Source organism: Streptomyces phaeofaciens, assembly GCF_014648915.1.
In the GTDB taxonomy this organism is placed as follows: Bacteria; Actinomycetota; Actinomycetes; order Streptomycetales; family Streptomycetaceae; genus Streptomyces; species Streptomyces phaeofaciens.
The window spans coordinates 242346-267813 of sequence record NZ_BMSA01000009.1 but is presented as its reverse complement, the minus strand read 5'-3'; the positions used below and the strand labels follow the sequence as shown (position 1 = coordinate 267813).

The 25468-nt window shown below is 74.3% G+C and carries 23 protein-coding genes and 1 pseudogene; 11 read left to right on the top strand and 13 right to left on the bottom strand.

Annotated elements, in window-relative coordinates; all coding sequences use genetic code 11:
* Positions 1-14: 14 nt before the first annotated feature.
* The 3 genes from IE275_RS17805 to IE275_RS17795 all read right to left on the bottom strand — a co-directional run bounded on the left by IE275_RS17805 (position 15) and on the right by IE275_RS17795 (position 3564).
* The gene (locus IE275_RS17805; RefSeq protein ID WP_189712301.1) at positions 15-2030 is read right to left on the bottom strand and encodes an NADPH-dependent 2,4-dienoyl-CoA reductase; all 2016 of its coding nucleotides are present in this window, start codon (positions 2028-2030) and stop codon (positions 15-17) included.
* A 119-nt stretch (positions 2031-2149) separates the two neighbouring features.
* On the bottom strand, positions 2150-2518 hold the full coding sequence (locus tag IE275_RS17800) for a hypothetical protein (RefSeq protein ID WP_189712300.1): 369 nt from the start codon (positions 2516-2518) through the stop codon (positions 2150-2152).
* 161 nt (positions 2519-2679) lie between these two features.
* Positions 2680-3564 carry a hypothetical protein gene (locus IE275_RS17795; RefSeq protein WP_189712299.1) on the bottom strand — a complete coding sequence of 295 codons (885 nt, stop codon included), beginning with the start codon at positions 3562-3564 and terminating at the stop codon, positions 2680-2682.
* Positions 3565-3811: 247 nt separating this feature from the next.
* On the opposite strand from IE275_RS17795, the gene IE275_RS17790 reads away from it, so the two are divergent.
* Both IE275_RS17790 and IE275_RS17785 read left to right on the top strand, forming a co-directional pair.
* The gene (locus tag IE275_RS17790; RefSeq protein WP_189712298.1) at positions 3812-5872 is read left to right on the top strand and encodes a SpoIIE family protein phosphatase; all 2061 of its coding nucleotides are present in this window, start codon (positions 3812-3814) and stop codon (positions 5870-5872) included.
* A 114-nt stretch (positions 5873-5986) separates the two neighbouring features.
* The gene (locus IE275_RS17785; RefSeq protein ID WP_189712297.1) at positions 5987-6685 is read left to right on the top strand and encodes a hypothetical protein; all 699 of its coding nucleotides are present in this window, start codon (positions 5987-5989) and stop codon (positions 6683-6685) included.
* Here IE275_RS17785 and IE275_RS17780 read toward each other — a convergent pair.
* On the bottom strand, positions 6678-7490 hold the full coding sequence (locus IE275_RS17780) for a putative protein N(5)-glutamine methyltransferase (RefSeq protein ID WP_189712296.1): 813 nt from the start codon (positions 7488-7490) through the stop codon (positions 6678-6680). The two genes, IE275_RS17785 and IE275_RS17780, sit on opposite strands and share 8 nt — an antisense overlap.
* A 266-nt stretch (positions 7491-7756) precedes the next feature.
* Between IE275_RS17780 and IE275_RS17775 the strand changes: the two genes are divergently transcribed.
* Positions 7757-8170, top strand: coding sequence for a MarR family winged helix-turn-helix transcriptional regulator (locus tag IE275_RS17775; RefSeq protein ID WP_268255271.1), 414 nt, complete (start codon positions 7757-7759; stop codon positions 8168-8170).
* 67 nt (positions 8171-8237) lie between these two features.
* Here IE275_RS17775 and IE275_RS17770 read toward each other — a convergent pair whose 3' ends face one another.
* Both IE275_RS17770 and IE275_RS17765 read right to left on the bottom strand, forming a co-directional pair.
* On the bottom strand, positions 8238-8954 hold the full coding sequence (locus IE275_RS17770) for a GNAT family N-acetyltransferase (protein ID WP_189712294.1): 717 nt from the start codon (positions 8952-8954) through the stop codon (positions 8238-8240).
* Entirely contained in the window at positions 8951-9877 is a 927-nt protein-coding gene (locus tag IE275_RS17765) for an NADP-dependent oxidoreductase (protein WP_189712293.1), read from the bottom strand. Before IE275_RS17765 ends, IE275_RS17770 begins: the two co-directional genes overlap by 4 nt.
* 169 nt (positions 9878-10046) lie before the next feature.
* On the opposite strand from IE275_RS17765, the gene IE275_RS17760 reads away from it, so the two are divergent.
* From IE275_RS17760 to IE275_RS17740, 5 genes are all read left to right on the top strand, one after another.
* Positions 10047-10652: a sulfite oxidase-like oxidoreductase gene (locus IE275_RS17760; RefSeq protein WP_189712292.1), complete on the top strand. Its 606-nt coding sequence runs from the start codon at positions 10047-10049 to the stop codon at positions 10650-10652.
* Positions 10645-11424 carry a ferredoxin reductase gene (locus IE275_RS17755; protein ID WP_189712291.1) on the top strand — a complete coding sequence of 260 codons (780 nt, stop codon included), beginning with the start codon at positions 10645-10647 and terminating at the stop codon, positions 11422-11424. Before IE275_RS17760 ends, IE275_RS17755 begins: the two co-directional genes overlap by 8 nt.
* Before the next feature lie 108 nt (positions 11425-11532).
* The gene (locus IE275_RS17750) at positions 11533-12120 is read left to right on the top strand and encodes an Rv1733c family protein (protein WP_189712290.1); all 588 of its coding nucleotides are present in this window, start codon (positions 11533-11535) and stop codon (positions 12118-12120) included.
* 88 nt (positions 12121-12208) lie between these two features.
* Positions 12209-13177, top strand: coding sequence for an acetylxylan esterase (locus IE275_RS17745; protein WP_189712289.1), 969 nt, complete (start codon positions 12209-12211; stop codon positions 13175-13177).
* Between the two features lie 99 nt (positions 13178-13276).
* Entirely contained in the window at positions 13277-14443 is a 1167-nt protein-coding gene (locus tag IE275_RS17740) for a serine hydrolase domain-containing protein (RefSeq protein ID WP_189712288.1), read from the top strand.
* Between the two features lie 27 nt (positions 14444-14470).
* Here IE275_RS17740 and IE275_RS17735 read toward each other — a convergent pair whose 3' ends face one another.
* Positions 14471-15208 carry a class I SAM-dependent methyltransferase gene (locus IE275_RS17735; RefSeq protein WP_189712287.1) on the bottom strand — a complete coding sequence of 246 codons (738 nt, stop codon included), beginning with the start codon at positions 15206-15208 and terminating at the stop codon, positions 14471-14473.
* Positions 15209-15214: 6 nt separating this feature from the next.
* Positions 15215-15778, bottom strand: a complete 564-nt coding sequence (locus tag IE275_RS17730) for a PadR family transcriptional regulator (RefSeq protein WP_189712286.1) — start codon at positions 15776-15778, stop codon at positions 15215-15217.
* A gap of 70 nt (positions 15779-15848) precedes the next feature.
* Here IE275_RS17730 and IE275_RS17725 point away from each other — a divergent pair, with 70 nt between their 5' ends.
* Entirely contained in the window at positions 15849-16259 is a 411-nt protein-coding gene (locus IE275_RS17725; protein ID WP_189712285.1) for a nuclear transport factor 2 family protein, read from the top strand.
* A 33-nt stretch (positions 16260-16292) separates the two neighbouring features.
* Here the strand turns inward: IE275_RS17725 and IE275_RS17720 are convergent, their stop codons facing one another.
* Together IE275_RS17720 and IE275_RS17715 are read right to left on the bottom strand one after the other, a co-directional pair.
* Positions 16293-17189, bottom strand: coding sequence for a hypothetical protein (locus IE275_RS17720; RefSeq protein ID WP_189712284.1), 897 nt, complete (start codon positions 17187-17189; stop codon positions 16293-16295).
* A 212-nt stretch (positions 17190-17401) separates the two neighbouring features.
* On the bottom strand, positions 17402-18658 hold the full coding sequence (locus IE275_RS17715) for a cytochrome P450 family protein (RefSeq protein ID WP_189712283.1): 1257 nt from the start codon (positions 18656-18658) through the stop codon (positions 17402-17404).
* Between the two features lie 367 nt (positions 18659-19025).
* Between IE275_RS17715 and rho the strand changes: the two genes are divergently transcribed.
* Together rho and IE275_RS17705 are read left to right on the top strand one after the other, a co-directional pair.
* On the top strand, positions 19026-20165 hold the full coding sequence (gene rho, locus IE275_RS17710; RefSeq protein WP_189712282.1) for a transcription termination factor Rho: 1140 nt from the start codon (positions 19026-19028) through the stop codon (positions 20163-20165).
* 171 nt (positions 20166-20336) lie between these two features.
* Positions 20337-21182: pseudogene (locus IE275_RS17705) on the top strand (D-alanyl-D-alanine carboxypeptidase family protein); the annotation flags it as partial.
* Positions 21183-21265: 83 nt separating this feature from the next.
* Here the strand turns inward: IE275_RS17705 and IE275_RS47080 are convergent.
* The 3 genes from IE275_RS47080 to IE275_RS17690 form a co-directional block, all read right to left on the bottom strand.
* Positions 21266-22642 carry a glycosyltransferase 87 family protein gene (locus IE275_RS47080; RefSeq protein WP_189712281.1) on the bottom strand — a complete coding sequence of 459 codons (1377 nt, stop codon included), beginning with the start codon at positions 22640-22642 and terminating at the stop codon, positions 21266-21268.
* Positions 22639-24036 carry a polyprenol phosphomannose-dependent alpha 1,6 mannosyltransferase MptB gene (gene mptB, locus IE275_RS17695; protein WP_189712280.1) on the bottom strand — a complete coding sequence of 466 codons (1398 nt, stop codon included), beginning with the start codon at positions 24034-24036 and terminating at the stop codon, positions 22639-22641. The genes IE275_RS47080 and mptB overlap by 4 nt, the downstream gene beginning before the upstream one ends.
* Positions 24037-24140: 104 nt before the next feature.
* Positions 24141-25460, bottom strand: a complete 1320-nt coding sequence (locus IE275_RS17690) for a tetratricopeptide repeat protein (RefSeq protein ID WP_189712279.1) — start codon at positions 25458-25460, stop codon at positions 24141-24143.
* Between the last annotated feature and the right edge of the window lie 8 nt (positions 25461-25468).

Below are 25468 nucleotides of genomic sequence, written 5' to 3'. Positions count from 1 at the left end.
CCTAGGGACAGGTCCTAGAGGGCGGCCGCGACCTCGGTGCCCTGCTGGATGGCCCGCTTGGCGTCCAGTTCGGCGGCCACGTCGGCGCCGCCGACGAGGTGTGCCCGGGCGCCCGCGGCGAGCAGTTCCTCGTACAGGTCGCGGCGCGGGTCCTGGCCGGTGCAGAGCACGATGGTGTCGACCTCCAGGACCGTGCTCTGTTCGCCGACGGTGACATGGAGGCCGGCGTCGTCGATCCGGTCGTAGCGCACGCCCGGGACCATGGTGACGCCCCGGTGCTTGAGTTCGGCGCGGTGGATCCAGCCGGTGGTCTTGCCGAGGCCCGCGCCGACCTTGGTGGTCTTGCGCTGGAGGAGGTGGACCGTGCGCGGCGGGGCGGAGCGCTCGGGGGCGGCGAGGCCGCCGGGGGCCGCGTAGTCCATGTCGACGCCCCACTGGCGGAAGTACGTCGCCGGGTCCTCGCTCGCCTTGTCACCGCCGTCGGTGAGGAACTCGGCGACGTCGAAGCCGATGCCGCCCGCGCCGAGGATCGCGACGCGGTCGCCGACGGGCGCGCCGTCGCGCAGGACGTCGAGGTAGCCGACCACGCTCGGGTGGTCGACGCCGGGGATGTCGGGGGTGCGCGGGGTGACGCCGGTGGCGACGACGACCTCGTCGTAGTCCGTCAGGTCGGCCGCCGTGACGAAGGTGTCCAGCCGTACGTCCACGCCGTGCGCGTCGAGCTGGTGGCGGAAGTAGCGCAGCGTCTCGTCGAACTCCTGCTTGCCGGGGACCCGGCGGGCGACGTTGAGCTGGCCGCCGATCTCGCTCGCGGCGTCGAAGAGGGTGACCTCGTGGCCGCGTTCGCCGGCCGAGACCGCGCAGGCGAGTCCGGCGGGCCCGGCGCCGACGACCGCCACGCGCTTGCGCCGCCGGGTCGGCGAGAGGACCAGCTCGGTCTCGTGGCAGGCGCGCGGGTTGACCAGGCAGGAGGTGATCTTCCCGCTGAAGGTGTGGTCGAGGCAGGCCTGGTTGCAGCCGATGCAGGTGTTGATGGCCTCGGGGGTGCCGGCCGCGGCCTTGTTCACGAAGTCGGGGTCGGCCAGCATCGGACGGGCCATCGAGATCATGTCGGCGCGGCCGTCGGCGAGCAACTGCTCGGCGAGTTCGGGGGTGTTGATGCGGTTCGTCGTCACGAGCGGCACGGACACCGCGCCCATCAGCTTCTTCGTCACCCAGGTGTAGGCGCCGCGCGGCACGGAGGTGGCGATGGTGGGGATGCGGGCCTCGTGCCAGCCGATGCCCGTGTTGATGATGGTCGCCCCGGCGGCCTCGACGGCCTTGGCGAGGGTGACGACCTCGTCGAGGGTGGAGCCGCCGGGCACGAGGTCGAGCATGGACAGCCGGTAGACGACGATGAAGTCCTCGCCGACCGCCTCGCGCACCCGGCGCACGATCTCCACGGGGAAGCGCATGCGGTTCTCGTAGGTGCCGCCCCAGCGGTCGGTGCGGTGGTTGGTCGGAGCCGCGATGAACTCGTTGATCAGGTAGCCCTCGGAGCCCATGATCTCGACGCCGTCGTAGCCGGCCTGCCGGGCGAGGCGGGCCGCGCGGGCGTAGTCGTCGATGGTGCGCTCGACCTCGGCGTCGGTCAGCTCACGGGGCGGGTAGGGGCTGATCGGCGCCTGGAGCGGGCTGGGGGCGACCAGTTCGGGGTGGTAGGCGTACCGCCCGAAGTGCAGGATCTGCATCGCGATCCGGCCGCCCTCGCGGTGCACGGCCTCGGTGATCTCCCGGTGCTGCTCGGCTTCCGCCTCGGTGGTGAGCTTGGCGCCGCCGGGGTAGGGGCGGCCCTCGTCGTTGGGGGCGATGCCGCCGGTGACGATCAGGCCCACGCCGCCGCGGGCGCGGGCGGCGTAGAACTCCGCCATCCGCGCGAAGCCGCGGTCGGCCTCCTCCAGGCCGACGTGCATCGAGCCCATCAGGACGCGGTTGGGCAGCGTGGTGAAGCCCAGGTCGAGCGGGCTCAGAAGGTGGGGGTATCGGCTCATGGCGGCCTCCGTGCGCGGCGTTGGTCGCCTTCAGTTCTAGAGGACCGCGCACGGGTTATGCAACTAGTTGCACAATCAGGGGTGGGGACTGTGCCGCAGGTCACCGCCGCGGCCGGGTCTCACCTGCTCTCGAGCAGCACATGCAGCTCCCGCTCCTGGTCCCCGGAGGCCGAGGTCAGGTCGCGGACCGTGAAGAGGGAGTCCAGCGTGGAGCGCAGCCGCTCGATCGCCCAGTAGCCGCCCTGCGCGTCCGCCTCCACGGCGGCCGAGAGCCGGGCGGGCGGCGGGCAGGCGTGGGAGTCGGTGACCTCGAACGTGCCGAGCCACACCATCGGGCGGGTCTCGTGCAGCTGCTCCGGCACCTCGTCGGGGCGCCGGTCCGACTCGAAGCACGTGCACAGCGCGTCGAACACGATCCGGGCGTCCTCCTTGCTACAGCCGCTGATCTCCAGTGACACGGGTTCCTCGTGCAGACGCTCACGGTTCATCGTGGTCGCTCCTCTCCTGGCGGTGGCGCGGTACCACGGGTTCCCCACGAACCGCGCCACACCCCCAGAAAAGCACCACTGCCGGGCCGGGACCAGCGCGAGCCCGCCCCGGGCACCGGCTCCGCGTGGAGCCGGTGCCCGGCTCCGCGCGAGGCCGTCGCTCAGCTCTGCGTGAAGCGGTACGTCTTGCTGTCCGTCAGCACACAGAAGCCGGGCGAGACGACGATCACACGCAGGGTGCCGGTCCGGCGGTCGTAGTCGACGCCCTCCGTCTCGAAGGTGCCCGAGCAGGAGCTGCGCAGCGGGAGCTGGCGCAGGGCGGTGACATGGCCGGTGACGTCGGAGGTGCCGTTCGGCTCGGCGGACAGCTCGACCTTCAGGAGCGGCTTGGTGATGCCGAAGAGGGTGCCCGCCGGGTCGTCGGAGGAGCAGAGCAGGGTGGTCGGGCCGGTGAAGTCGCAGCCCTGCACGTCACGCACGGCGTGGTCGAGGCGGACGGTCGACACCTGCGGCAGGTTCGCCGAGGGCGAGGTGCTCGCGTTGGCGCCGGGGGTGGGGAAGACCTGGAAACGGGTCATGGTGCCCCACTCGCCCGACAGCATCCACCGGCTGTCCGGGGTGATCGCCACCCACGAGTTGTTCAGCGCCTCGCCCGAGCCCAGCGTGTGGACGTACTCCGACCAGGCACCGCCCGGTGCCTGCACCCGGTACATCTTCGCGGTGCCCGAGTCGCTCTGGTACGGCTCGACGTAGTAGCCGCCGTAGGAGGCGTCCGGGTCGCCGACGTGGTTCCAGCCCCGGGTCGACACCGAGAGCGGGATGGTGCCGATGCCGGTGTAGCGGTTGGCGCTGTTCGCCGGGACCTCGACCGAGGTCAGACCCTGGCTCTCGGTCAGCGGGTCGGCGCGGTCGGAGCCGACCTCGGTCCAGGTGTCGGCGGCCGCGGCGGGCTGGGCCGCGACGAGGGCGGTGGCGGCCGCGGTGGCCAGGGCGACGAGGGTGGTGCGGACCGCGTGCCGGCGAGGCCGGTCGGGGCGTGGGGGCATGGGTCTCCTCGGTGGGGGGCGGTGGGGGAATCGTCCGGCGGACAGTCTGGCCCCCACCGCCAGTCATGTACAGACCAATTCGGTGGACCGGCGGGGGCCTTGAGGGGAACAGCGGTCGCCGTCGTACTGGAGGAGCATGGAGAAGGGCGCCCCGAGGCGTGGGAGAAAAGGGTTGAGCACGGTAGAACAGGGGGAGTCGGCACGGGGGAACGGCGTGCCGCGTGGATGTGCGGAGGCGGTGCGTGGCATGAGTGCAGCCGGATCGTCGGCGGCCGAGAACGCTGGCCCGACGGGGCCCAGCGGGCTGCTGGACGTGCTGAGACTGGCCTCGGTGGTACTCGACACCGAGGGCCGCATCGTGCTGTGGAGCCCCATGGCCGAGGAGCTGTTCGGCTACACGGCACCGGAGGCGCTGGGGCGGTTCGCGGCCCGGGTCATGGTCGACGAACGGCACGTCGAGCTGGTCGTGAAGCTCTTCGCGGACGTCATGGCGACCGGCCAGAGCTGGGCGGGCGCCTTCCCCATCCGGCGCAAGGACGGCACCACCCTGCTGGTGGAGTTCCGCAACATGCGGCTGGTCGACGACCGGGGCGAGGTCTTCGCCCTGGGCCTCGCCGCGGACCAGTCGACACTGCGCCGGCTGGAGCGGGACGTGGCGCTGTCGACCCGGATGGTCGCGCAGTCCCCCATCGGCCTGGCCGTCATGGACACGGACCTGCGGTACGTCTCGGTGAACCCCGCGCTGGAGCGGATCAACGGGGTGCCGGCCGAGGAGCACCTCGGCCGCCGGGTCGGCGAGGTGCTGCCGGACGTGGACGCGACCGCCCTGGAGGCGGCGCTGCGCGAGGTGCTGCGCACCGGGACACCCCTGGTCGACCACTCGGCGATGGGCCGTACCCCGGCGGACCCCGACGAGGACCACGCCTGGTCGCTGTCGCTGTACCGGCTGGAGGACGCCCGCGGCACCGTGCTGGGCGTGGCCGCCTCGGTCGTCGACATCACCGACCAGTACCGGGCGGGCATAGAGGCCGAGGCGGCCCGCCGTCGGCTCGCCCTGATCGCGGACGCCTCGGCCCGCATCGGCACCACCCTGGACCTGGAGCGCACCGCCCGGGAACTGGCCGACGTCGCCGTGCCCGAGCTGGCCGACGTGGCCGCCGTGGACCTGCTGGACGCGGTGGTGGCGGGCCGGCCCGCCAGCCTGGGGCCCGCCGAGGCGGCCGTGATCCGGGCCCTGGCCGTCCGGGCGTACAACGCGCCCGACGCCCTGGCGGCCGCCGACCCGCCCGGACAGGTCGCCCACTACGGCCCGGACCGGCTGGTCACCGAGTGCGTGCGCACCGGCCGGCCGATCCTGGTCGCGGAGGTCAAGGCCGACGACTTCGCCCGTATCGCCCGCTCCCCCGAATCGGCCGAGGCGCTGGCCCGGGCCGGCGTGCACTCCTATCTGGCCGTGCCGCTCATCGCCCGCGGCGAGGTCCTCGGCGCCCTCGACCTCAAACGCATCCACCACCCGCTCCCCTTCGGCCGCGACGACCTGCTGCTCGCCCGGGAGCTGGCGGCCCGCGCGGCCGTGCAGATCGACAACGCCCGCTGGTACCAGAACGCCCGCACCACCGCGCTCACCCTCCAGCGCAGCCTGCTGCCCAGCCATCCGCCGGTGACCGGCGGCCTGGAGGTCGCCTCCCGCTACCAGCCCGCCGGGGCCACCACCGAGGTCGGCGGCGACTGGTTCGACGTCATCCCGCTGGAGGACGGCAAGACCGCGCTCGTCGTCGGCGATGTGATGGGCAGCGGGATCGACGCCGCCGCCACGATGGGCCGGCTGCGCACCGCGACGACCACACTGGCCTCCCTGAACCTCGACCCGGCGGTGCTCCTGGAGCACCTCGACCGGATCACCCAGGGCCTGGACCACTCCATCGCCACCTGTGTGTACGCCGTCCACGACCCCCGGCTGGGCCGGTGCCGGATCGCCAACGCGGGGCATCTGCCGCCCGCCCGGCTGCGCCCGGGGCACCCCCCTGAGCTGCTGGACCTGCCGACGGGCGCGCCGCTGGGGGTGGGCGGGGTGGCGTTCTCGACCACCGAGGTCGACTTCGCGCCCGGCGACCAGCTGGTGCTGTACACGGACGGCCTGGTGGAGACCCGCCGGCACTCCCTCGACGAGCGGCTGGACGCCATGCTCGCGCTCCTCGACGACCCGTCCCGCCCGCTGGAGGAGGTCTGCGACCTGCTCCTCAGCTCGCTGCACCACCCCGACAACCACGACGACGTGGCCCTGCTGGTGGCACGGGCCCTCGGCTGACACCGGCACCCCGAAAATTCACAGGCATTCATTACCCGATCCTTAGCGGCGGGCTCGGACAATCACAGGGAGGAGTGGCACCGGGGACAGTCGGCCGAGGAAGGGTGAGCCGTCATGCAGGAGCAGCAGCCGGAAGAGACCGAGGTGCTCGCGGGGCACGGCGGTGACGCACCGGACCGGGCGTCCCTGGGCAGGCTGTGGCGGCGCCGGTCGGCCCGCGGACGGGCGGTGATCGCGGCCACGACGGTCGCCGTGCTGGCCCTCGGCGGCACGGTCGCGTACGCGGCGGCCTCGGGCGGCCCCGCGGGCGGCCCCGCCTCCGCCTCCCCGTCCTCCTCCTCGTCGCAGGGCCCCGGTGAGCGGGGCGGGCACGGCGGCCCCTGGTTCCGTTTCGGCGGCGACGCCGTGCACGGCGAGACGACGGTGAAGGACCCCGACAGCGGCGAGTGGGTCGTCCGGGTCTGGCAGCGCGGCACGGTCGAGAGGACGGACGGCGACCGGGTGACCCTGAAGAGCGAGGACGGCACCTCGTGGACGTGGACCGTGGACCCGGACACGCCCGTGCGGGTGGACATCGCCTCCGGCTCCGGCGCCGACGCGCTGACCAAGGGCGACACGGTGTACATCGCCGGTACCCGTTCCGGTGACACGTACACGGCCGACCGGGTGTTCTCCGGCGCCCCGGGCGAGCGCGGCGGACGCGGACCGGACGGCGACGGCCCGCACGGCGACGGCCCGGGGCACGGGCACGGCCCGTGGGGCCGGGACGACGACCGCTCGCCCGACCCCACCGGCAGCGGGTCCGCTACCTGACCCTGGTGCCGATCACCACGTGGGCGTACAGCTCGTCGTCCGCGGCGAGCTCGGCCGTCAGGCCGCCGCGGGTGAACGCCTCGAGCGCGTCGGGCGCCTGGCGTTCGCTGGTCTCGACGAGGAGGACTCCGCCGGGCGCCAGCCAGCTCCGGGCCTCGGCGGCGACCCGGCGCAGCACGTCCAGTCCGTCGCCCCCGCCGTCCAGGGCGGTCAGCGGCTCGTGGTCACGGGCCTCGACCGGCAGCAGCGGGACCTCCCCGGTGGGGACGTAGGGCACGTTGGCGGCCAGGATGTCCACGCGGCCGCGCAGCCGGCCGGGGAGCGCGTCGAACAGGTCGCCCTCGTGGGCGTGTCCCCCGCGGGCGGCTATGTTGGCGCGGGCACAGCGCACCGCCGCCGGGTCGATGTCGGCCGCGTGCAGGTGGACGGGGCCGAGTGACGCGGCGAGGGCAGCGCCGACCGCGCCCGAGCCGCAGCACAGGTCCACGACGACGGAGGCGTGCGGCGCGTGCGCGAGCGCCTGGTCGACGAGGAACTCGGTGCGGCGGCGGGGGACGAAGACGCCGGGTGCGACGGTGACGCGCAGCCCGTGGAACTCGGCCCAGCCGAGGACGAGTTCGAGCGGAAGCCCCTGGACGCGGCGCGCCACCATGGTGGCGCGTTCGCCGGGGGTCCGGGCGGTGGCGAGGATCAGCTCCGCCTCGTCCTCGGCGAAGACGCAGCCGGCGGCGCGCAGCGCCTCGACGACGGCGTCACGGGACGCGGCGGAGGGGAAGGAGGACGCGGAGGGGGTGAGGGGAGGCATGGAGAGAGCCGAGGGCCTTTCGGGAAGTCGAAGGGCGCTCATGCGGTCGCCTAGGGACGGCGGTCCGCGCCGTTCCGAGGTGGGAGCACCCGACCTGACACAGCGGTAATGGGTCCCACCTCCTCGATGTCGCACGGCCTGGGGCGTCCACGGCCGGGCGATCACCCTACCGCACCCCCGCCGCCCGAGTTGTACTATGCAACCAGGAAGGTGAGGGAGATCCCGTGGACGCAGGCGCCGAGGCCGTGGAGACCATCCAGCGGGAGATGACGAGCTTCGCCCGGCGGGCCCGCGCCTCGGCCGGGCGGCTGCATCCCGAGCTGTCGCTGGTGTCGTACACGCTCCTCGGGCATCTGGAGGAGAGCGGCGGGTGCCGGGCCACCGACCTGGCCGCGCACTACGCCCTGGACAAGTCGACGGTGAGCCGTCAGGTCTCCGCGCTGGAGCGCGCCGCCCTGATCGAACGCCGCCCCGACCCCGAGGACCACCGCGTCCAGGTCCTGCACCTCACCGACACCGGCCGCCGCATCCTCGCCCAGGTCACCGAGAGCCGCCGTACCGCCTTCCGCGAGCGGCTGGCGGACTGGCCCGCGGAGGATCTGGAGCGGTTCGCGGAGTACCTGGTGCGGTACAACGCGTGGGCCGGCACCACCGTGTCCGGGCGGCCGCCGCGCCGGTGAGGTCCGGTCGGGGCACGCCGCGCACGGTGGCACCGGCCCGGCGCGCCCCGTTGTCGGAGCTCCCCGCCTACGGCACCGCGACCGCTTCCCGGGGTTCCGGCACCCTCGCCGCGAGGAACGCGGTGCGGCGGCGCAGGCGAAAGCCCAGCGACTCGTAGAGGCGGATGGCGCCCGTGTTCGCGGCGCCGGTGTGCAGGAAGGGGGTCTCGCCGCGTTCGCGGATGCCGTGGGCGACGGCGAGGATCAGCCGGGTCGCGAGGCCCTGGCCGCGCACGGCGGGGTCGGTGCAGACCGCGCTGATCTCGGTCCAGCCGGGCGGGTGCAGCCGCTCGCCGGCCATGGCGACGAGCCTGCCGCCGTGGCGGATGCCCAGGTAGGTGCCGAGTTCGACGGTCCGGTTCTCGAAGGGCCCGGGCCGGGTGCGGGCCACCAGGTCGAGCATCTCGGGGACGTCGGCGGGGCCGAGGCGGACCGCTTCCGGGTCGGGGGCGGCGTCCAGCCCGTCGTCGACGAGCTGGACGCCCTCGGCCCGGAAGGTGATCTCCCAGTCGGCGGGGATCTCGCCCCGGAAGCCGGGCAGCGGAACCTCCGCGCCGGGTCCGGCCAGCGCCGCGAGGTCGGCCCAGTCGTCGGCGTCCGGTTCGTCGGGCAGGGCGAGCCAGGGCGAGACGTCGACCTGGTAGCGCAGGACGCGGCCACGCCGTTCGGCGAACCGGGCGTGCGGCCCGGTGAGGGAGGCTCTGGCGGGGTTGTCCAGGATGTGCCGGGGCCCGGTGGCGCTCATATCGCGACCTCGATCACGACCTTGCCGCGGGCGTGCCCGTCCTCCACGGCGCGCAGCGCCTCGCCGGCCCGCGCGAGCGGGAAGGTGCGGGTGACGTACGGGTCCAGGTCGCCGTCGGCCACCAGCCGGGCCACCGCGTCCAGGACGGCCGCGGTGCGGGCGCGCGCGACCCGGGCGCCGCCGAGCCGCTCGACCTCCTCGGGCGCGGAGCCCGCGGTGATCAGCTTCGTCCGGTCGGCGAGCAGCTCGGCCGCGCGGGCCAGCACCTCGCCGCCCACCAGGTCGTAGACCCCGTCGACGCCGTCGGGCGCGGCCGCCCGGGCCCGCTCGTCCCATCCGGGTCCGGAGGGGACGTGCACCGCCCCGAGGGACTCCACGAAGTCCTTCTTCGCCTCGCTCGCGACGCCGACGGTCCGCAGCCCGAGGGCCCGCGCGATCTGCGCGACCGCCGAGCCGACCCCGCCGCCGGCGCCGGTGACCAGCAGGGTCGCCCCGGTGGGCAGGCCGAGCTGGCGCACCCCGTCCCAGGCGGTCGCGGCGGCGACCGGGAGCGTGGCGGCGTCGGCGAAGGACACTCCGGCCGGCTTGTGCGCGGCCACCGCGGCGGGCAGCAGGGCGTACTCGGCGTAGCCCCCGGCGGCCGTGTTGCCGAAGACCTCGTCCCCGGCGGCGAACCCCTCGACGCCGTCCCCGACCTCCTCGACCACGCCGGAGACCTCGTTGCCGAGCACGGCGGGGAAGTCGCGCTCGCCCTTCTCGCCGGGGCGCCGGTAGCCCGTGCGCTGTTTCCAGTCGACGGGGTTCACGCCCGCCGCACGGACGGCGACCAGGAGCTGACCGGGTCCGGGGACCGGCCGGTCCACGTCCACGAGCGCCTCCGTCTCCGGTCCGCCGTACCGCGTGAAGACGTACGCCTTGGGCATCTGCTTCCTCGCTTTCCTCGCGCTGCCGCCGGGGCACGGGCCCCGGCACCGATCGCCAAGGCGCGGCGCGCGACGCCTATTCCCCGGCGGGCGCAGTGTTCATACGGCCGCAATGATCGGGGCACTGACCAGGGACGGAGCACCCGGGACGACACCGTACGGTTGAAGCATGAACGTCACCCGAGGCTTCACCGGACGCCCGCGCGTCCACCACCCAGGGCTCCCGCCCGGCCAGTACGACGCGGGCGACGACTGGCCGGTGCTCTCCGCCGAGGTCACCCCCGACCTCACGCCCGCCGACTGGACCTTCCGTGTCGACGGGCTGGTCGGCGAGCCCCGTACCTGGGACTGGGACGAGGCGCACACGCTGCCGGAATCCCGCTACGAGGGCGACATCCACTGTGTGACCAGCTGGTCGAAGTTCGGGGTGCGGTTCGGGGGCGTGTCGCTGGACGCGTTCCTGGCCGCCGTACGGCCCGACGCGGCCGCGACGCACGCGGTGGCGTACTCGCACACCGGCTACACCACGAACCTGCCGCTGGCGGACCTGACCGGCGGGCGGGCCTGGATCGCCTGGGAGTACGACGGCAGACCGCTCACGCCCGAGCACGGCGGTCCGGCGCGGCTGCTGGTGCCGCACCTGTACTTCTGGAAGAGCGCCAAGTGGATCGCGGGGCTGCGGCTGCTCGACCACGACGAGCCGGGGTTCTGGGAGCAGAACGGCTACCACGAGCGCGGCAACCCCTGGGAGGAGCAGAGGTACTCCGGTGACTGACACCTTCGCCGCGCCGGCGGCCTTCACGCCCCCGACCCGGTTCGCCGTGCCCGGCCGGATCGCGGTCAGCAACCGTTCCGCCGCCGTCTGGCAGACGGCGACGCTCACCGAGATCCGCCGGGAGACCCCGCAGGCGGCCACGTTCCGCTTCGCGGTGCCGGCCTGGGCGGGGCACCTGCCCGGCCAGCATCTGATGCTGCGGCTGATCGCCCAGGACGGCTACACCGCCCAGCGGCACTACTCGATCGCCTCCGCGCCCGACGACGACGGGCACATCGAGCTGACCCTGGACCATGTGGCGGGCGGCGAGGTCTCCGGCTGGTTCCACACGGAGGCGAAGCCCGGCGACCGGGTCGAGGTGCGCGGCCCGCTGAGCGGCTTCTTCGCGTGGCCGGGCGACCGGCCGGCGCTGCTGGTCGGGGCGGGCTCCGGGGTCGTCCCGCTGATGTCGATGGTCCGTCACCACCGGGCGCGCGGCCTCGACGTGCCGCTGCGGCTGCTGGTGTCGGCGCGCGGCCCCGAGGAGCTGATCTACGCGCGGGAGTACGGTGCGGAGACCACGCCCGTGTTCACGCGCAGCGCGCCGCGTGGCGTGCCGGCGGGGCGGCTGGCGGCCGCCCATCTGGCACCCGTGCTCGCTGGGTCCGGGCTGCCGCCGGGCGGCTGGGAGGCGTACGTGTGCGGCTCCAACGCGTTCGCGGAGCACGCGTCGCGGCTGCTGGTGGCGGCCGGGCAGCCGGTGGACCGGATCCGGATCGAACGGTTCGGCTGAGCGCGCCGGCCTCTCCGGGGGGCCGCCCTCCGGGGCTCAAATGGCGGTTGTCCTCCGATGGGGGTACCACTTTCATGTGGGGACTCGCGTCACGGCGAGGAGGTCGACATGCCGACCCGGATACGCGGCTGGCGCTGGCGGAGCAATCCGCTGCGGCGCCGGTCGGACGTGGTGGAGGCGTGGACGGCGCTGGTCGTCGCCGTGCTGCTGCTGGTCGCCGTGCCCCTGGCCGGGGCGGTGGCGGGCCGCTGGGTGCACGACGAGGCGCGTGCCGCCGCGGCCGAGCAGCGGGCCGAACGCCACCGGGTGCGGGCCGAGGTCGTCGGCCGGGTGCCCGACTCGCTGCCCACGGCGGACGGCGCCCGGGAGCAGCTGTACCGCGTGGCCGTCCGCTGGGCGCCGCCCGGGGAGCAGCCGCGGACGACGACGGCCCGGGTGCCGGCCGGTACGCACCGGGGCGACCGGGTCGACGTGTGGTTCGACAGCCGGGGGCGGAGCGTTCCGCCGCCGCCGGACGGCACGGCCGTCTGGCAGCAGACCCTGACGATGGGGGTCGCCGCGGCGGGCGGCGCGGCCGCCGTGGTGCTGCTGGGGCATGTGGTCGTCCGCCGGGTGGCGATGCGGCACCGGCTGGCCGAGTGGGACCGGGAGTGGACGCGCACCGAGCCGGAGTGGACCCGGCGCCGTCCGGCCTGAAGCCGCTGGTGGGGGTCTGGCGGGGGTTCGTGGAGTGCACGTACGGTGTGATCATTCGTATGGACACTTGACAAAAAGGCGGACCTTCATGGCCCTGTTCGACCTGTCCCTCGAGGAGCTCCACGAGTACCGCAGCGCGTCCACCGAGCCCGAGGACTTCGACGCGTTCTGGTCCAAGACCCTCCAGGAGGCACGCGAGCACGACCTGGACGCCCGCTTCGAGCCGGTCGACACGGGCCTGGCCACGGTGGACGTCCACGACGTGACGTTCGCGGGGTACGGCGGCCACCCGGTGAAGGGCTGGCTGAAGGTGCCGGCCGGGGCGCAGGGACCGCTGCCGCTGGTCGTGGAGTTCATCGGTTACGGCGGCGGGCGCGGGCTGCCGCACGAGAACCTGCTGTGGGCGTCGACGGGCCGCGCGCACTTCGTGATGGACACCCGGGGCCAGGGCAGCGCCTGGGGCGGTGGCGGCGGCACGGCCGACCCGGTGGGCGGGGCGCCGTCGTACCCCGGTTTCATGACCCGCGGGCTCGACGCCCCCGAGAACTACTACTACCGGCGGGTGTTCACGGACGCGGTGCGCGCGGTGGAGGCGGCCCGTTCGCACCCGCTGACCGACGCGAGCCGGACCGTGGCGCTCGGGGGGAGCCAGGGCGGCGGCATCTCGATCGCGGTGGGCGGTCTGGTGCCGGACCTGGTGGCGGTCGCGCCGGACGTGCCGTTCCTGTGCGACTTCCCGCGCGCGGCGACCCTGACGGACCGTCACCCGTACCGGGAGATCGGCCTGTTCCTCAAGACGCACCGCGGCCGCACGCAGGACGCGCTGCGCACGCTCTCCTACTTCGACGGCGTCCACTTCGCCTCCCGCGCCACGGCTCCCGCGCTGTTCTCGGCGGCCCTGGAGGACCAGACGTGCCCGCCCTCGACCGTGTTCGCCGCGTTCAACGCGTGGGCGCACGAGGACCGGACGATCGAGGTGTACGACTTCAACGACCACGAGGGCGGCGGCCCCTACCAGGAGGCGGCCAAGCTGCGCTGGCTGCGGTCGTACGCCTGACGCGGCGCGCCCCTTCCCCCCAGTCCGACCAGTCGGTATGTTCGGGGGGACCGGGCCGCGGTGCCGCGGTCCGGGGTTCCGGCGGACCACGGAGGGCCCATGTCCGAGCACGTGCCACAGGTTCACGGCCACTGCGACGCGCGTTTCGCGGCGGTGCGCAGCGCGTTCGAGGAGAACTTCCGCGACCGGGACGAACTGGGCGCCGCGGTGAGCGTCACCGTCGGCGGCGTCACCGTGGCCGATCTGTGGGGCGGCTGGGCGGACGCGGCGGGCACCCGCCCCTGGGAGCGGGACACGCTGGTCAACGTCTGGTCGACGACGAAGGGGCCGACGGCGCTGTGCGCGCACATCCTGGCCGACCGGGGACTGCTCGACCTCGACGCGCCGGTGGCCGCGTACTGGCCGGAGTTCGCCGCGGCGGGCAAGGAGGACGTCCGGGTACGGCATCTGCTGTCGCACCGCGCCGGTCTGGCCGGGCTGCGTGAACCGCACGCCCTGGAGCAGCTCTACGACTGGGAGCTGACCACCGCGCGGCTCGCCGCCATGGAGCCCTGGTGGGAGCCGGGCACCCGGTCCGGCTATCACGCGCTCACCTACGGCTTCCTGGTCGGAGAGGTCGTGCGGCGGGTGTCGGGACTGTTGCCGGGCGCGTTCCTGGAGCGGGAGGTGACCGGGCCGCTGGGCATCGACTTCACCATCGGACTGCCGGAGAAGGAGGCCGGCCGGGCCGCCGAGCTGGTGCACGCCCGTGCCGCGGACTCCGGCGAACAGGCCGCCGCCTTCAGCCAGTTGCCACCGGTGGCGCTCGCCTCCCTGGCCAACCCGCCGGTGGGCGCCGCCGAGGCCGGCACGGCGCGGTGGCGGGCGGCTGAGCTGCCGGCCGCGAACGGCCACGGCACGGCACGCGCTGTCGCCGCGCTGTACGGCGTCCTCGCGGGCCGGGGTACGTACGCCGGCCACCGCGTCCTGTCCCCGGAGGCGGCCGAGCGGGTGCGCGAGGGACAGGGCGGCTGCCGGGACCTGGTGCTGGGCGCCGGGTTCGCGCACGAGACGGAGGTCGGGCTGGGGCTCTGGCTCAGCGGGCCGAACGGCTCCTACGGACCCAACCCGCGCGCGATCGGCCACGACGGCTTCGGCGGCTCGTGCGGGCTGGCCGACCCGGACGCCGGGGTGTCCCTCGGGTACGTGATGAACCGCATGGGCCCGAACATCGCGGACGACCCGCGGAAGATGGCGCTGGTCGACGCCCTCTACAGCGCGTTGTGACGGCTCGGGCCCGCCGTGCGTCGCCCCCTAGGACCCGTCCGCGCGCCGGGCCTCGACGAGCCGGACGCGTGGGCTCGCGTCCCTCCTCGTCCCGAACTCGGGCAGGGGGCGGAGGTCCACGTGGAAGCCGGCGCGCTCCAGTTCGCGCCGCACCTCGCCCAGCCGGAAGGCCCGGTAGTACATGACGAACGGCGGCCGCCACACGGCGTTGCGCACCCGCATCACGGCGTCGAAGCCGCACAGCATCCAGTAGACCGGGGAGACCGGGCGCGGCGGGGCGACGACGGGGAACGCGAAGGTGCCGCCCGGCCGCAGCACGGTGTGCACCTGGGCGAACAGGCCGGGCAGTTCACGGGGCAGGAAGTGCCCGAACGCGCCGAAGCTGACGACGAGGTCGAAGGCGGCGGTGAACGGCAGGGCGCGGGCGTCCGCGCGCACCCAGGACACCCGGGGGCCGTCGCCGTCGCCGTGACCGCGGGCGCGGGCCTCGTCGAGCATGCCCGCGCTGAAGTCGACGCCGGTCGCGCCGCGCCGGCAGACCTCGGTCAGGACGTCCATGCCCGCGCCGGTGCCGCAGCACAGGTCGAGGCCGTCGTCGTAGGGGCCGGTCCCGCGCAGGGCGGTGGTGACCGCATCCAGGACGGAGTCCGGGGTGCGGAACGGGGTGTGGTCGAACTTCGGGGCGAGCAGGTCGTAGCCGCGCTCGACGGACGACAGGGCCTGGACGGCGAGTTCGCGCAGGGTGGGACCTTCGGGGCTGAACATCGTCGCTCAGCCTACGGCGGCCCGGCGCTCCAGCAGCACGAGGGCACGCTCGCACCAGCGCAGGTTCTGTTCCTCGAAGGCGATGCCGGCCATCAGGGTGAGGTACGGGCCGACGCGGTCGGCCTCGCGCAGGTACTCCTCCTCGCTGCGGCCGTCGACGAGCCGTTCCCTGACCCGCTCGTAGCGGGCGAGCTTGCCGCGTGCCCAGCTCATGCGCTCCTCGATCAGCTCGCGGGTCACCGCGGGGTCCGTGCCGTCGAGGGCCTGGATCTTGATGAGGAGTTCGTCGCGGATGGCGGTGGGTCTGCGCGGCGGGGTGGCCGCGAAGACGCGCAGATCCGTGCGGCCCGCCTCGGTGAGGGTGAACATCCGCTTGTTGGGGCGGCGTTCCTGCTGGACCACCCGCGCCTCGATCAGTCCGTCCTGCGCGAGCCGCTCCAGCTCGCGGTAGAGCTGCTGCGGGGTCGCGGGCCAGAAGTTCGCGAGGGAGACGTCGAAGAGCTTGGACAGCTCGTAGCCCGAGGCCTCGCCCTCCAGGAGGGCGGCCAGGACGGCGTACTTCAGGGACATGTGGACACCGTAACAGCGGATGATTATTGTCATCCGCACTTACTCAACAAATTGACTATGAGGTGATCCGATGCGCGCGTTCCGTGAGGCGGTCGAGGCCGGCGATCTCGACGCCGTGGAGGCCCTGCTGGCCGAGAACGTGGTCTTCACCAGCCCGGTCGTGTTCAAGCCGTACCCGGGCCGGGCGATCACCGCGGCGATCCTGCGCGCGGTGTCGCAGGTCTTCGAGGACTTCCGGTACGACCGCGAGCTCACCGGAGGCGAGAACGGGCGCGACCACGCGCTCGTGTTCACCGCCCGGGTGGGCGGGCGCGAGCTGAGCGGCTGCGACTTCATCCATGTCGACGAGGACGGGCTGATCGACGAACTCACGGTCATGGTGCGGCCGTTGTCGGGTGCGCAGGCGCTCGCGGCGGCGATGGGCGCGCGGTTCGACGCGATCACGAAGGAGGCGGAGGCACGGGCGGCCGCCGCCTCCTGACACCGAGGCGACCCGCCGCCCGCGGCCGGCCGGTCAGTCCTTGAGTTCCTCAAGCGTGGCCCTGGTGTCGGTCTTCAGCCAGTCGATGACCTCGTCGAGCTCCGGCGGGTCCTTGTCGTCGTCGTACGAGGACAGGTAGGAGCTGTAGCTCATCGTGTACGTCACCCAGCCGTCGCGCACGGCGAGGGTGGCGTAGCGCGAGCCGCTGTCGGTGCCCGCGGTGGTGTCCTCGCTGGCGATGTACGCCTCGTCGCCGATCCCGGTGACGGAGTCGACGTCGTAACCGTCGTGGCTGTCGTCGTAGTTCTTCCACGTGGCCGTGAACTCCGGCCCGGGGTCGGTCTTCTTGTGCAGGTCCAGCTGGACGGAGAGGTACGCGTCGGCATAGCTGGAGCCGGTCTTCTTCAGGCTGATGCTGCAGTAGCCCTGGTCGAGGGCGGTGTCCTTGAGGGTGTTGTCGGTCGGGGTGCCGTCGTTGTCCGGGTACTCGTCCTTGAACGACGAGTAGTCCGCGCTGGTGCACAGGTTGGACGGGGCCGTGTAGCCGCGCAGGTCCGGGTCGTCCTCGGTGCCACCGATCAGGAAGACACCGCCCGCCCAGGCGGCGGAGGCGACCAGGGCGCCGACGGCGGCCCACAGGACCGCGCGGCCGGCGCCGCCGCTGCCGCCGCCGGTGGGCGGCGGGCCCACGACGGGGTAGGGGCCGGGCTGGGCGTACGGGTTGACCGGCTGGGGCGGGCCCGGCTGTCCCGGCAGCCCGACGAGGGTGGGCTGCGCGTAGATGGGCTGGCCCGGCTGGGGTGCGGGCGGGAAGCCTCCCGTGCCACCGGGGCCCGGCGACTGCGGATGGGGATACGGGTAGGCGCTCGGCGGTGCGGGCGCCTCGGACGGCTGCTCGGGTTGCTGCGGAGGCTGAGGCGGCGTGGACATGACGTGAAGATAGAACAATCGGGGTGGGCAAGTCCCTTGACGTCACGGATCGTTACGCTCTGGGGACATCCGTCATAAACATGGGAAAGACCGGGGTTTGCGACCCCGGCCCTCCCGTCCGTACGGCTAGGGCCTCTCTTTCGGATCTTGCCGGGGGTCGCCAAGCTCACAACTCCCGCGGACCGGAGCCGGCCTGATCCGAAAGAAAGGCCCTAGTACGCGGCGGGCGTGCCGAGCCGTACCGGAAGGGTCCGCACACTGTTGCCGACGAAGCTGGAGTGACGGGGGAGTTCCGGCTCGGGGACGGCGAGGTCGAGGCCGGGGAAGCGGGTGAACAGCCGCTCCAGGGCGATGCCGGCCTCCAGCCGGGCGAGCGGGGCGCCTAGGCAGTAGTGGGCGCCGTGCCCGAGGGAGAGACCCCGGGCGGCGCCGGGCCGGGCGGGCCGGGTGACGTCGAACCGGTCGGCGTCGGTACCGTGCGCGGCCGGGTCGCGGCCGGCTGCGGAGTATCCGGCCAGGACGGGGGTGCCCTTCGGGATGAGGGTGCCGTGGAGCGTGAGGTCGCGCACGGGGTAGCGGAACGGGAAGTAGCTGACGGGCGCGTCCCAGCGCAGGGTCTCCTCGACCACGTCGGCCCAGCTCGCCTCGCCCTTGCGCACGAGGGCGAGCTGGTCGCGGTGGCCGCACAGGGCGCGGACGGCGTTGGTGATGAGGTTGAGGGTGGTCTCGTGCCCGGCGATGATCATGAGCAGCAGGGTGCCGATGAGTTCCTGCGGGGCGAGCCGGTCACCGTCCTCGTCCCGTGCCGCGATGAGGCCGCTGGTGAGGTCGTCGCCGGGGCGCTCGGCCCGGTCGGCGGCGATCTCGCCCAGGACGGCGACGAGTTCACGGTTGGCGGCGACGGCCTCGGCGGGGCCGATGTCGGTGGCCACGACCTGGCTGGAGAGATGGTGCAGCCGGTCGCGGTATCCGGCGTCCACGCCCAGGAGTTCGCAGATCACCCCCATCGGCAGCGGCAGCGCGAAGTGCCGGCGCAGATCGGCGACTCCCCCGTCGGCGCTGGCCGCCCGCTCCAGGCCGACCAGCAGCGAGTCGGTCAACTCCACCACCCGGGGCCGGAGTTCCTCGACCCTGCGGACGGTGAAGGCGCGGCTGACGAGCGAGCGCAGCCTGCGGTGGTCGTCACCGTCGGCCGTGGTCATGCCCGGCACCGTCGCGAAGGTCAGCAGGGGCCAGCCCTCGGCGATGCGCCCCTCCCGCAGGGCGGTGAAGTGCGCCGCGTTCTTGGCGACATCGGGGTGGGAGAGGAATTCCCGAAGCGCCTCGTGGCCGAGGACGGCCATCCCCTCGACGTCCCCGGGCAGCACCACCGGGGCGACGGCACCCCGGGCGAGCAGGCGCGCGTTGGCGGCGTGCGGGCAGCCGCCGGAGGGGTCGAGGAGATGGGGCGTGCCGGTCCGGTCGTCCACCGGTGACTCCTGAGGGAAGAGGGCTGGTCGGTGCCGTACGGCGACCGATTCTGCCCGCTCGCCGCGCGGTGCGCAGCAGTGCCGCCGGGCCGGTACGACATCAACGGCGGAAGCGATGTGCTAAGGTTCCTTCAGCACTCGTGTACGCCCCGTTGTGGCGCCGGTGCCCTTCCTCCCCGGTTCGCCGATCCACCCGCCGTTTCCTTCGGCCGGTACGGCAGCCGTCCTTCACCACCTCGACCGCGTATCCGTCGTGGCCGCGGTGATGTCTCCCGCCGCCCGAGGCGCGCTGTGCGCCCTTCCTTCGCGGCCGCACCCCCTTCTTCCGCATGTCTCATGCCTTCCGTCCGTGAAAGGACCGACCACCATGACCACCACACTCGAACCCCCTCTCGTACAGCGGCCCCCGGCCCGGGTCGTCTCCGGTGTCCTCGACATCGACGCGAGCGGGAAGGGGCACCTGCGCGGCGCCGACCTGCTGCCCACGCCCGACGACCTCCAGGTCCCGGCCGCGCTGATCCGCCGTCACGGGCTGCGCAGGGGCGACCTCGTCGACGGGGTGCGCGGCACCCAGCGCGCCCTGACCGAGGTCGCCCGCGTCGACGGCGCCACCCCCGACGCGGCACGCGGCCGCCGTCACTTCCGTGACCTCACACCCCTGCACCCGCACCGCCGGCTGCGCCTGGAACACCCGGGCGCCGGGCCGGCCGGACGGCTCGTCGACCTGATCGCACCCGTCGGCAAGGGACAGCGCGGCCTGATCGTCGCCCCGCCGAAGACCGGCAAGACCGTCCTGCTCCAGCAGCTCGCCGCAGCCGTCGCCGGGAACCACCCCGAGGCCCGGCTGATGGTGCTGCTCCTCGACGAACGCCCCGAGGAGGTCACCGACATGCGGCGCTCGGTGCGCGGCGAGGTGTACGCCTCGACCTTCGACCGGGCGCCCCGGCAGCACATCGCGCTGGCCGACCTCGTGATCGAGCGGGCCAAGCGGCTCGTCGAGGCGGGCGAGGACGTCGTGATCCTCCTCGACTCGCTGACCCGGCTGTGCCGGGCGCACAACAACGCGGCCGCCGCCGGGGGCCGCACCCTCAGCGGTGGCGTCGACGCGACCGCGCTCATCGGACCCAAGCGGTTCTTCGGGGCCGCGCGCTCGGCCGAGGAGGGCGGCTCGCTCACCATCCTCGCCACCGCGCTGGTCGAGACCGGCTCGCGCGCCGACGACTTCTACTTCGAGGAGCTGAAGAGCACCGGCAACATGGAGCTGCGGCTCGACCGCGAACCGGCCTCCCGCCGGATCTTCCCGGCCGTCGACATCACCGCCTCCGGCACCCGCCGCGAGGAACTCCTCCTCTCCCCCGCCGAGTCGGCCGCCGTCCGCGGGCTGCGCCGCGCCCTCCAGCCCCGGGACGGCCACGCCGGCCTGGAGGCGCTCCTGGAGCGGATGCGGGAGACCCCGGACAACGCGACGTTCCTGCGGCGGGTGCAGCCGACGCTGCCGGCCGGCTGAGCGCCGCCCGTCCCGACCCTCGCCCGGCCCTCCGTGGTGCGGCCCTGTGCCGCGCGGCGGCCCTGACGTCCCGTCACCGGGCGTGACCGGCGTGCGGCATCCGGGTGCTCGCCCGTGGACGTTCGGCACGGGCACCGCGGGGAAGGCCCGGTTCATTTCTACGTTGATCATATGAATATCGGTTTCTCTCCCCGGGCCGTCGCGTCGGCCTGCGCGCTGTGTCTGGCAGGTGCCCTGGCGCTGGGGCCCACGGCGGCCGCCGCCCCGGCCGGGCCCGACCCGGGAGCCGCGGGCGGGCCCGGTGAGCCGCGCGCGAGCGCACCCCGCCCCGCCCTGCTGTACCGGCCCGGCACCCAGGTACGGCCGCACCGGGGAGCACCCGAGGTACCGGACGTCTCCGCGCGGTCCTGGCTGGTGGCCGACGCCCGGACCGGCGAGGTCCTCGCCGCGGCCGACGCCCACCGCAGACTCCCGCCCGCCAGCACCCTGAAGACGCTGTTCGCCCTCACGGTGCTGCCGGTGCTGCCCGGCGGGATCCGGCACCGGGTGACCGAGGACGAACTGCTGGACATCGGCCCCGGCAGCAGCCTGGTCGGCGTCGCCGAAGGGCGCACGTACCGGGTCGCCGACCTGTGGCGCGGGGTGTTCCTCAACTCCGGCAACGACGCCGTGCACGTCCTGGCCGCCCTCAACGGCGGCTGGCGTACGACGGCCGGCCGGATGCAGGCCAAGGCGCGGGCACTGGGCGCGCGCGACACCCACGTGCTGTCGCCCGACGGGTACGACACCCCGGGCCAGGTGTCCTCGGCCTACGACCTGGCCGTCTTCGGCCGGGCCGGGCTGCGCAACGCCGACTTCGCGCGGTACTGCGCCACGGCGGACGCCGAGTTCCCCGGGCGCGCCGGAGGGTCGTACGACATCCGCAACACCAACCGGCTGCTCACCGGGGCGGACGGCGTCGAGCCCTATGCGGGGCTGATCGGGATCAAGAACGGCTACACCAGCGACGCGGGGAACACGCTGGTGGCCGCCGCCCGCCGGAGCGGACGCACCCTCGTGGTGACGGTGATGAACCCCCGGTCGGGCGGCGGCTTCGCCGTCTACGAGGAGGCGCGCGCGCTGCTCGACTGGGGGTTCGCGGCCGCCGGCCGGGTCGATCCGGTGGGCTCGCTGGACGCGTTGCGGTCGCGGCCGAGGCCCGGTCCCGACGTGGAGCCGGTGGCCGCGGCGGCCGTCGCCTCCGGGACCTCCGCGGGGGCCGAGGGGCCGTCGGGCTGGTCGGCGGCGCTCGGCATCACGGGGGCCGCCGTGCTGGGCGGGGCCGCCGTCGCGTTCGTGCTGCGGCTGGCCCGCCGCCACCTGTCCGCCTCCTGACCGACCGGCAGCCAGAGGAACAGGCCCAGCGTGATCCAGGCATAGGTGTTCGCGCCCAGGAACCCGTCCACGCCCGAGGCATCGTCGAACCACAGCCACACCACGCTGGTGCACAGCACCGCGTACAGGACGCCCGCCACCCTCGGGTGCCCGGCCCGGATCAGCACCGCGAAGGAGGGCAGCAGCCACACCAGGTGGTGCACCCAGGTGACGGGGCTGACCAGACAGGCGGTCAGACCGGTGAGCGCGAAGGCCGCCGCCGGGTCCGCCGCGGCCACCGCCCGCCGGACCCGGCGCGCCCAGACGCACAGCACCACCACGACGAGGAGCGCCCACACGGCCCGGCTCTCCACACCCAGCCGGGCCAGGACGCCCTGGAGCGACTGGTTCGAGACGTAGTCGAGCCGGCCCACCCGGGTGGTGTCCCACATCGCCTCGGTCCAGTAGAAGCGCGAGGCGTCCGGGGCGATCAGCGCGGCGAGCGCCGTGGCCGCCGCGGCGACACCCCCGGCCACGGCGGCCGCGCGCCGGTACCCGGCGACGAGCAGCAGACCGATGAAGAGCGCCGGCGTGAGCTTCACCGCCGCCGCCAGTCCGATGCCGACCCCGGCCCAGCGGCGGCCGCGGCCGCTCGTCAGCAGGCGGTGGTCGAACAGCACCAGAGCCAGCAGCAGCAGGTTCACCTGCCCGAAGCTGAAGGTGTCCCGCAGCGGCTCGAACAGGGCGAGGACGCAGGCGGCCAGGGCGGCGCCGTACCAGCCGTGCCGGCGCAGGGCCGGCCCGGCCAGGACCCGGGCGACGGCGGCGAGGGCCGCGAGGTTGAGCAGCAGGGCGGCCACGATCGCGGTGCGCGGCCCGACCAGCGCCATCGGCAGCATCGCGACGGCGGCGAACGGCGGGTAGGTGAACCCGTACGGGGTGCCCGGCACCCGGTAGTCGTAGACGTGTCCGCCGTGGTGGATCCAGCTGTCGACGGTGCCGTAGTAGACCCGCAGGTCGAACCAGTCGCGCAGCAGCGGAACGGTCGCGGTGAACACGGTGACGGCGGCGGCCAGCGCGCACAGCAGCAGCAGACGGCCACGGTCCGTGGCGGGTCCCGTCATGCCGTACGTCCCAGCGCACCCGGGGTCCGGGCCGCGAGCCGGGCCTGCCCGAGGACGACCACGGCGAGCACGCCGCCGCAGACCGCCAGGAGGAGCCGCCCGCCGTCGGCCGGGCCGCCGTCGGGCAGCACGGCGAGGGCGAGGACACCGGCCACGGCGGCCATCCGGGGCCTGACCGAGGTGCTCGGTGCCGCGGCGGCGATGAGGAACAGGCCCCACAGCGCGTACCAGGGGCGGATCGCGGGGCCGAACGCGGCCACCACGGCGAGGCTCAGGCCGAGCGCGTATATCGGCCGGGGCCGCAGTCGCCACCATATGACGACCAGTGCGACCCCGGTGACCGCGAGCCCGAGGGCGTGCCAGGCGGGGACGGCCAGCGGGGCCAGGTCGCTGCCGGCGTGCTCCAGCAGGGCGCCGGTGGCGCGGCCGAGGAGGCTGGTGAGGGCCCAGTTCTGTGGGGACACGGGGGTGTCCAGGGCGGCTATCCAGCCGTATCCGGTGCCCGCGACGGCGGTCGCGACGACGGTGGTGGCGGCGCAGACGGCCGCGGTCGTCAGGACGGCGGGGACCGGGCGGCGCCCCGCGCGCAGCTGGAGCACCACGACCGCGGCCAGGCCCAGCACGGCCGGTGCCTTGACCAGGGCGGCGAGGGTGACCAGCACGGCGGCCGGCACCGGCCGGCGGCCCAGCGCGGCGACCAGTCCGATGCCCAGCAGGCCCAGCATGATGGCGTCGTTGTGGGCGCCGGCCACCAGGTGCAGCAGGACCAGCGGGTTGAGGGCGCCCAGCCACAGCGCGGCGGCCGGGTCGGCGCCGCTGTGCCGGGCCAGGCGGGGCAGCGCGACCGCCATCAGCGCCACCCCGCACAGGGCGACGAGCCGCATCCCGAGGAGTCCGGCGGGCAGTTCGCCGTGGGTGAGGCCGGACAGAGCGGCGGCGACGGCGAGGAAGACGGGTCCGTAGGGGGCTCCGGTGTGCCGCCACAGCGGGGCGACCTCGTCCGCGAGCGGGCCGCCGAGCCGGGCGGGCCCGTGCGCGTACACGTCGATGTGGGCGTCGACCATCGCGCCCTGCGCCAGATAGCTGTAGACGTCCCGGCTGAACAGGGGCGGGCCGATCAGCAGCGGGGCCGCCCACACGGCGAGGACCAGCACCAGGGCGCGTGGTGCGGGCGGATCGTCGCCGCGCACCAGACGGCCCAGGAGGATCCAGGCCGCGGTGAGCAGCACCAGCCCGAAGTACACGCCGACCAGGCCCAGGACGGCGTGCGCCGAGGACGGGGCGAGGAGTTCCCGGGCGGGCAGCGCGCCGGCCGTCTCGCCGCCGAGGGCGAGACAGGCCGTACCGGCCAGGCCCAGTACCTGGCAGCGGCGGAGATCGACAGGAAAAGCCATGGCCAACACTCCGTCAGGGTGCCGTCACCAAGTGGCCGGAAAGCGACGGCCCGCTCACCTGGCGGCGGCCTGCGCGTGACCGCCGGGTGAGCGTCCCGCGGCGGTCAGCGGAACCGGGAACTGACCACCGGACCGGCGGACTTGAGGCGGGTCCGCTCGCCGCTCAGCCAGGTGCCTCGGACGGCCGTGACGAACTCCGTGAGCCGCTCGACGGAGTCGGCCGGCGTCTCTCCGTCGCCCTCGTCCGGAGTCGGGTCGGCGGCCACGATGTCCGCCGCGATCTCCGCCTCGGGCCGCTCGTCGGGCTCCCCCCGTTCCACTCCGCCGTCGGCGTCGGCCCGCAGTGCCGGAGCCCAGGGCGCGACCACCGACTGGTGGAGCAGGGCGACGCTGTCGGGAGTGACCGCCGGGGTGTCCGTCCAGCAGCTCGCGTGCTCGTGGAGCACCTGCCCCGGCGCGCGGTGCAGCAGCCCGCCGAGCACCTCGGGTCCATCGGCCGCCTCCAGCGTCTCGTTCAGGTCGTAGGCGATGACGACGGTGTCGGGGCGTTCCGGTGCGAAGGCGACGGCCGGCAGGTCCAGGATCTCGGCGGCGGCCAGGCCCAGGACGCGGCTGCCACGGTCGGGCAGCAGGGACACCGAGGCGGGCCGGGTCCCGGCCGCCTCCAGTACCGCCTTCAGGCGCAGCAGCCCGCGCAGGCACTGTTCGTGGCTGTCCTGGAGCCAGGCGTACCGCCCCGTCATGCCCGCGTCGAAGCCGTACGGGGAGAAGGTGCCCAGTACGGTGCCGCCGAGGACGTACTGCCAGCCCCGCAGGTCGGTGCGGTCCAGCGGGCTCGCGGCCTGGGTGTTCTCGGCGCGGGCCAGGACGCGGTTCTGCCGGTCGCGGGCGGGCAGCCACATGTCGTCGTCCGGGGCCGGCAGCAGCGCGTGGTGGTGGCGGGCCAGGTCCAGGTCGCCGGCCAGGACCGCGTTGAAGACCAGCAGATAGCGGTCGGGCCAGGCGGCGAGGCCCTGCTCGTGCGCGGCCAGGACGTCGACCGCCTCGCGGTGGCGCTCCTCGCGCTCGTACGCCGAGACCAGTTCGCGCAACGCCGCGGCCGAGCCCGGCACCAGGCGCAGCGCCTCGCGCAGGGCGGGTATCGCGAGGTAGGGGACGCCGCGCTCCACGCACGCGTACCCGAAGTCGTAGAGCTGCTGCGCCTGGTCGGGAGCGGCGGCCAGCGCGCCGGCGGCCTTCCCCAGGTCGTCGAACCCGGCCGCCCCGGCGGCCCGGCCGACCACGAGGGCGACCTCCGCGAGCGGCAGATCCTCGGGCGCGTGCCGCAGCTGCCGTAGCGCCCCCGGTACGTCACCTGCCTCGAGGGCCTCCCAGGCCGTCAGCAGTTCGGGGGACTTGGGACGGCGATTCCTGCGCGAGAACATGCGCAGGA

Bases quoted from the DNA above. Each gene is read 5' to 3' on its own strand.
- IE275_RS17805 (WP_189712301.1), bottom strand. From the start codon at position 2,030: ATGAGCCGATACCCCCACCTTCTGAGCCCGCTCGACCTGGGCTTCACC.
- IE275_RS17800 (WP_189712300.1), bottom strand. From the start codon at position 2,518: ATGAACCGTGAGCGTCTGCACGAGGAACCCGTGTCACTGGAGATCAGC.
- IE275_RS17795 (WP_189712299.1), bottom strand. From the start codon at position 3,564: ATGCCCCCACGCCCCGACCGGCCTCGCCGGCACGCGGTCCGCACCACC.
- IE275_RS17790 (WP_189712298.1), top strand. From the start codon at position 3,812: ATGAGTGCAGCCGGATCGTCGGCGGCCGAGAACGCTGGCCCGACGGGG.
- IE275_RS17785 (WP_189712297.1), top strand. From the start codon at position 5,987: ATGCAGGAGCAGCAGCCGGAAGAGACCGAGGTGCTCGCGGGGCACGGC.
- IE275_RS17780 (WP_189712296.1), bottom strand. From the start codon at position 7,490: ATGCCTCCCCTCACCCCCTCCGCGTCCTCCTTCCCCTCCGCCGCGTCC.
- IE275_RS17775 (WP_268255271.1), top strand. From the start codon at position 7,757: ATGACGAGCTTCGCCCGGCGGGCCCGCGCCTCGGCCGGGCGGCTGCAT.
- IE275_RS17770 (WP_189712294.1), bottom strand. From the start codon at position 8,954: ATGAGCGCCACCGGGCCCCGGCACATCCTGGACAACCCCGCCAGAGCC.
- IE275_RS17765 (WP_189712293.1), bottom strand. From the start codon at position 9,877: ATGCCCAAGGCGTACGTCTTCACGCGGTACGGCGGACCGGAGACGGAG.
- IE275_RS17760 (WP_189712292.1), top strand. From the start codon at position 10,047: ATGAACGTCACCCGAGGCTTCACCGGACGCCCGCGCGTCCACCACCCA.
- IE275_RS17750 (WP_189712290.1), top strand. From the start codon at position 11,533: ATGCCGACCCGGATACGCGGCTGGCGCTGGCGGAGCAATCCGCTGCGG.
- IE275_RS17745 (WP_189712289.1), top strand. From the start codon at position 12,209: ATGGCCCTGTTCGACCTGTCCCTCGAGGAGCTCCACGAGTACCGCAGC.
- IE275_RS17740 (WP_189712288.1), top strand. From the start codon at position 13,277: ATGTCCGAGCACGTGCCACAGGTTCACGGCCACTGCGACGCGCGTTTC.
- IE275_RS17735 (WP_189712287.1), bottom strand. From the start codon at position 15,208: ATGTTCAGCCCCGAAGGTCCCACCCTGCGCGAACTCGCCGTCCAGGCC.
- IE275_RS17730 (WP_189712286.1), bottom strand. From the start codon at position 15,778: ATGTCCCTGAAGTACGCCGTCCTGGCCGCCCTCCTGGAGGGCGAGGCC.
- IE275_RS17725 (WP_189712285.1), top strand. From the start codon at position 15,849: ATGCGCGCGTTCCGTGAGGCGGTCGAGGCCGGCGATCTCGACGCCGTG.
- IE275_RS17720 (WP_189712284.1), bottom strand. From the start codon at position 17,189: ATGTCCACGCCGCCTCAGCCTCCGCAGCAACCCGAGCAGCCGTCCGAG.
- rho (WP_189712282.1), top strand. From the start codon at position 19,026: ATGACCACCACACTCGAACCCCCTCTCGTACAGCGGCCCCCGGCCCGG.
- IE275_RS47080 (WP_189712281.1), bottom strand. From the start codon at position 22,642: ATGACGGGACCCGCCACGGACCGTGGCCGTCTGCTGCTGCTGTGCGCG.
- mptB (WP_189712280.1), bottom strand. From the start codon at position 24,036: ATGGCTTTTCCTGTCGATCTCCGCCGCTGCCAGGTACTGGGCCTGGCC.
- IE275_RS17690 (WP_189712279.1), bottom strand. From the start codon at position 25,460: ATGTTCTCGCGCAGGAATCGCCGTCCCAAGTCCCCCGAACTGCTGACG.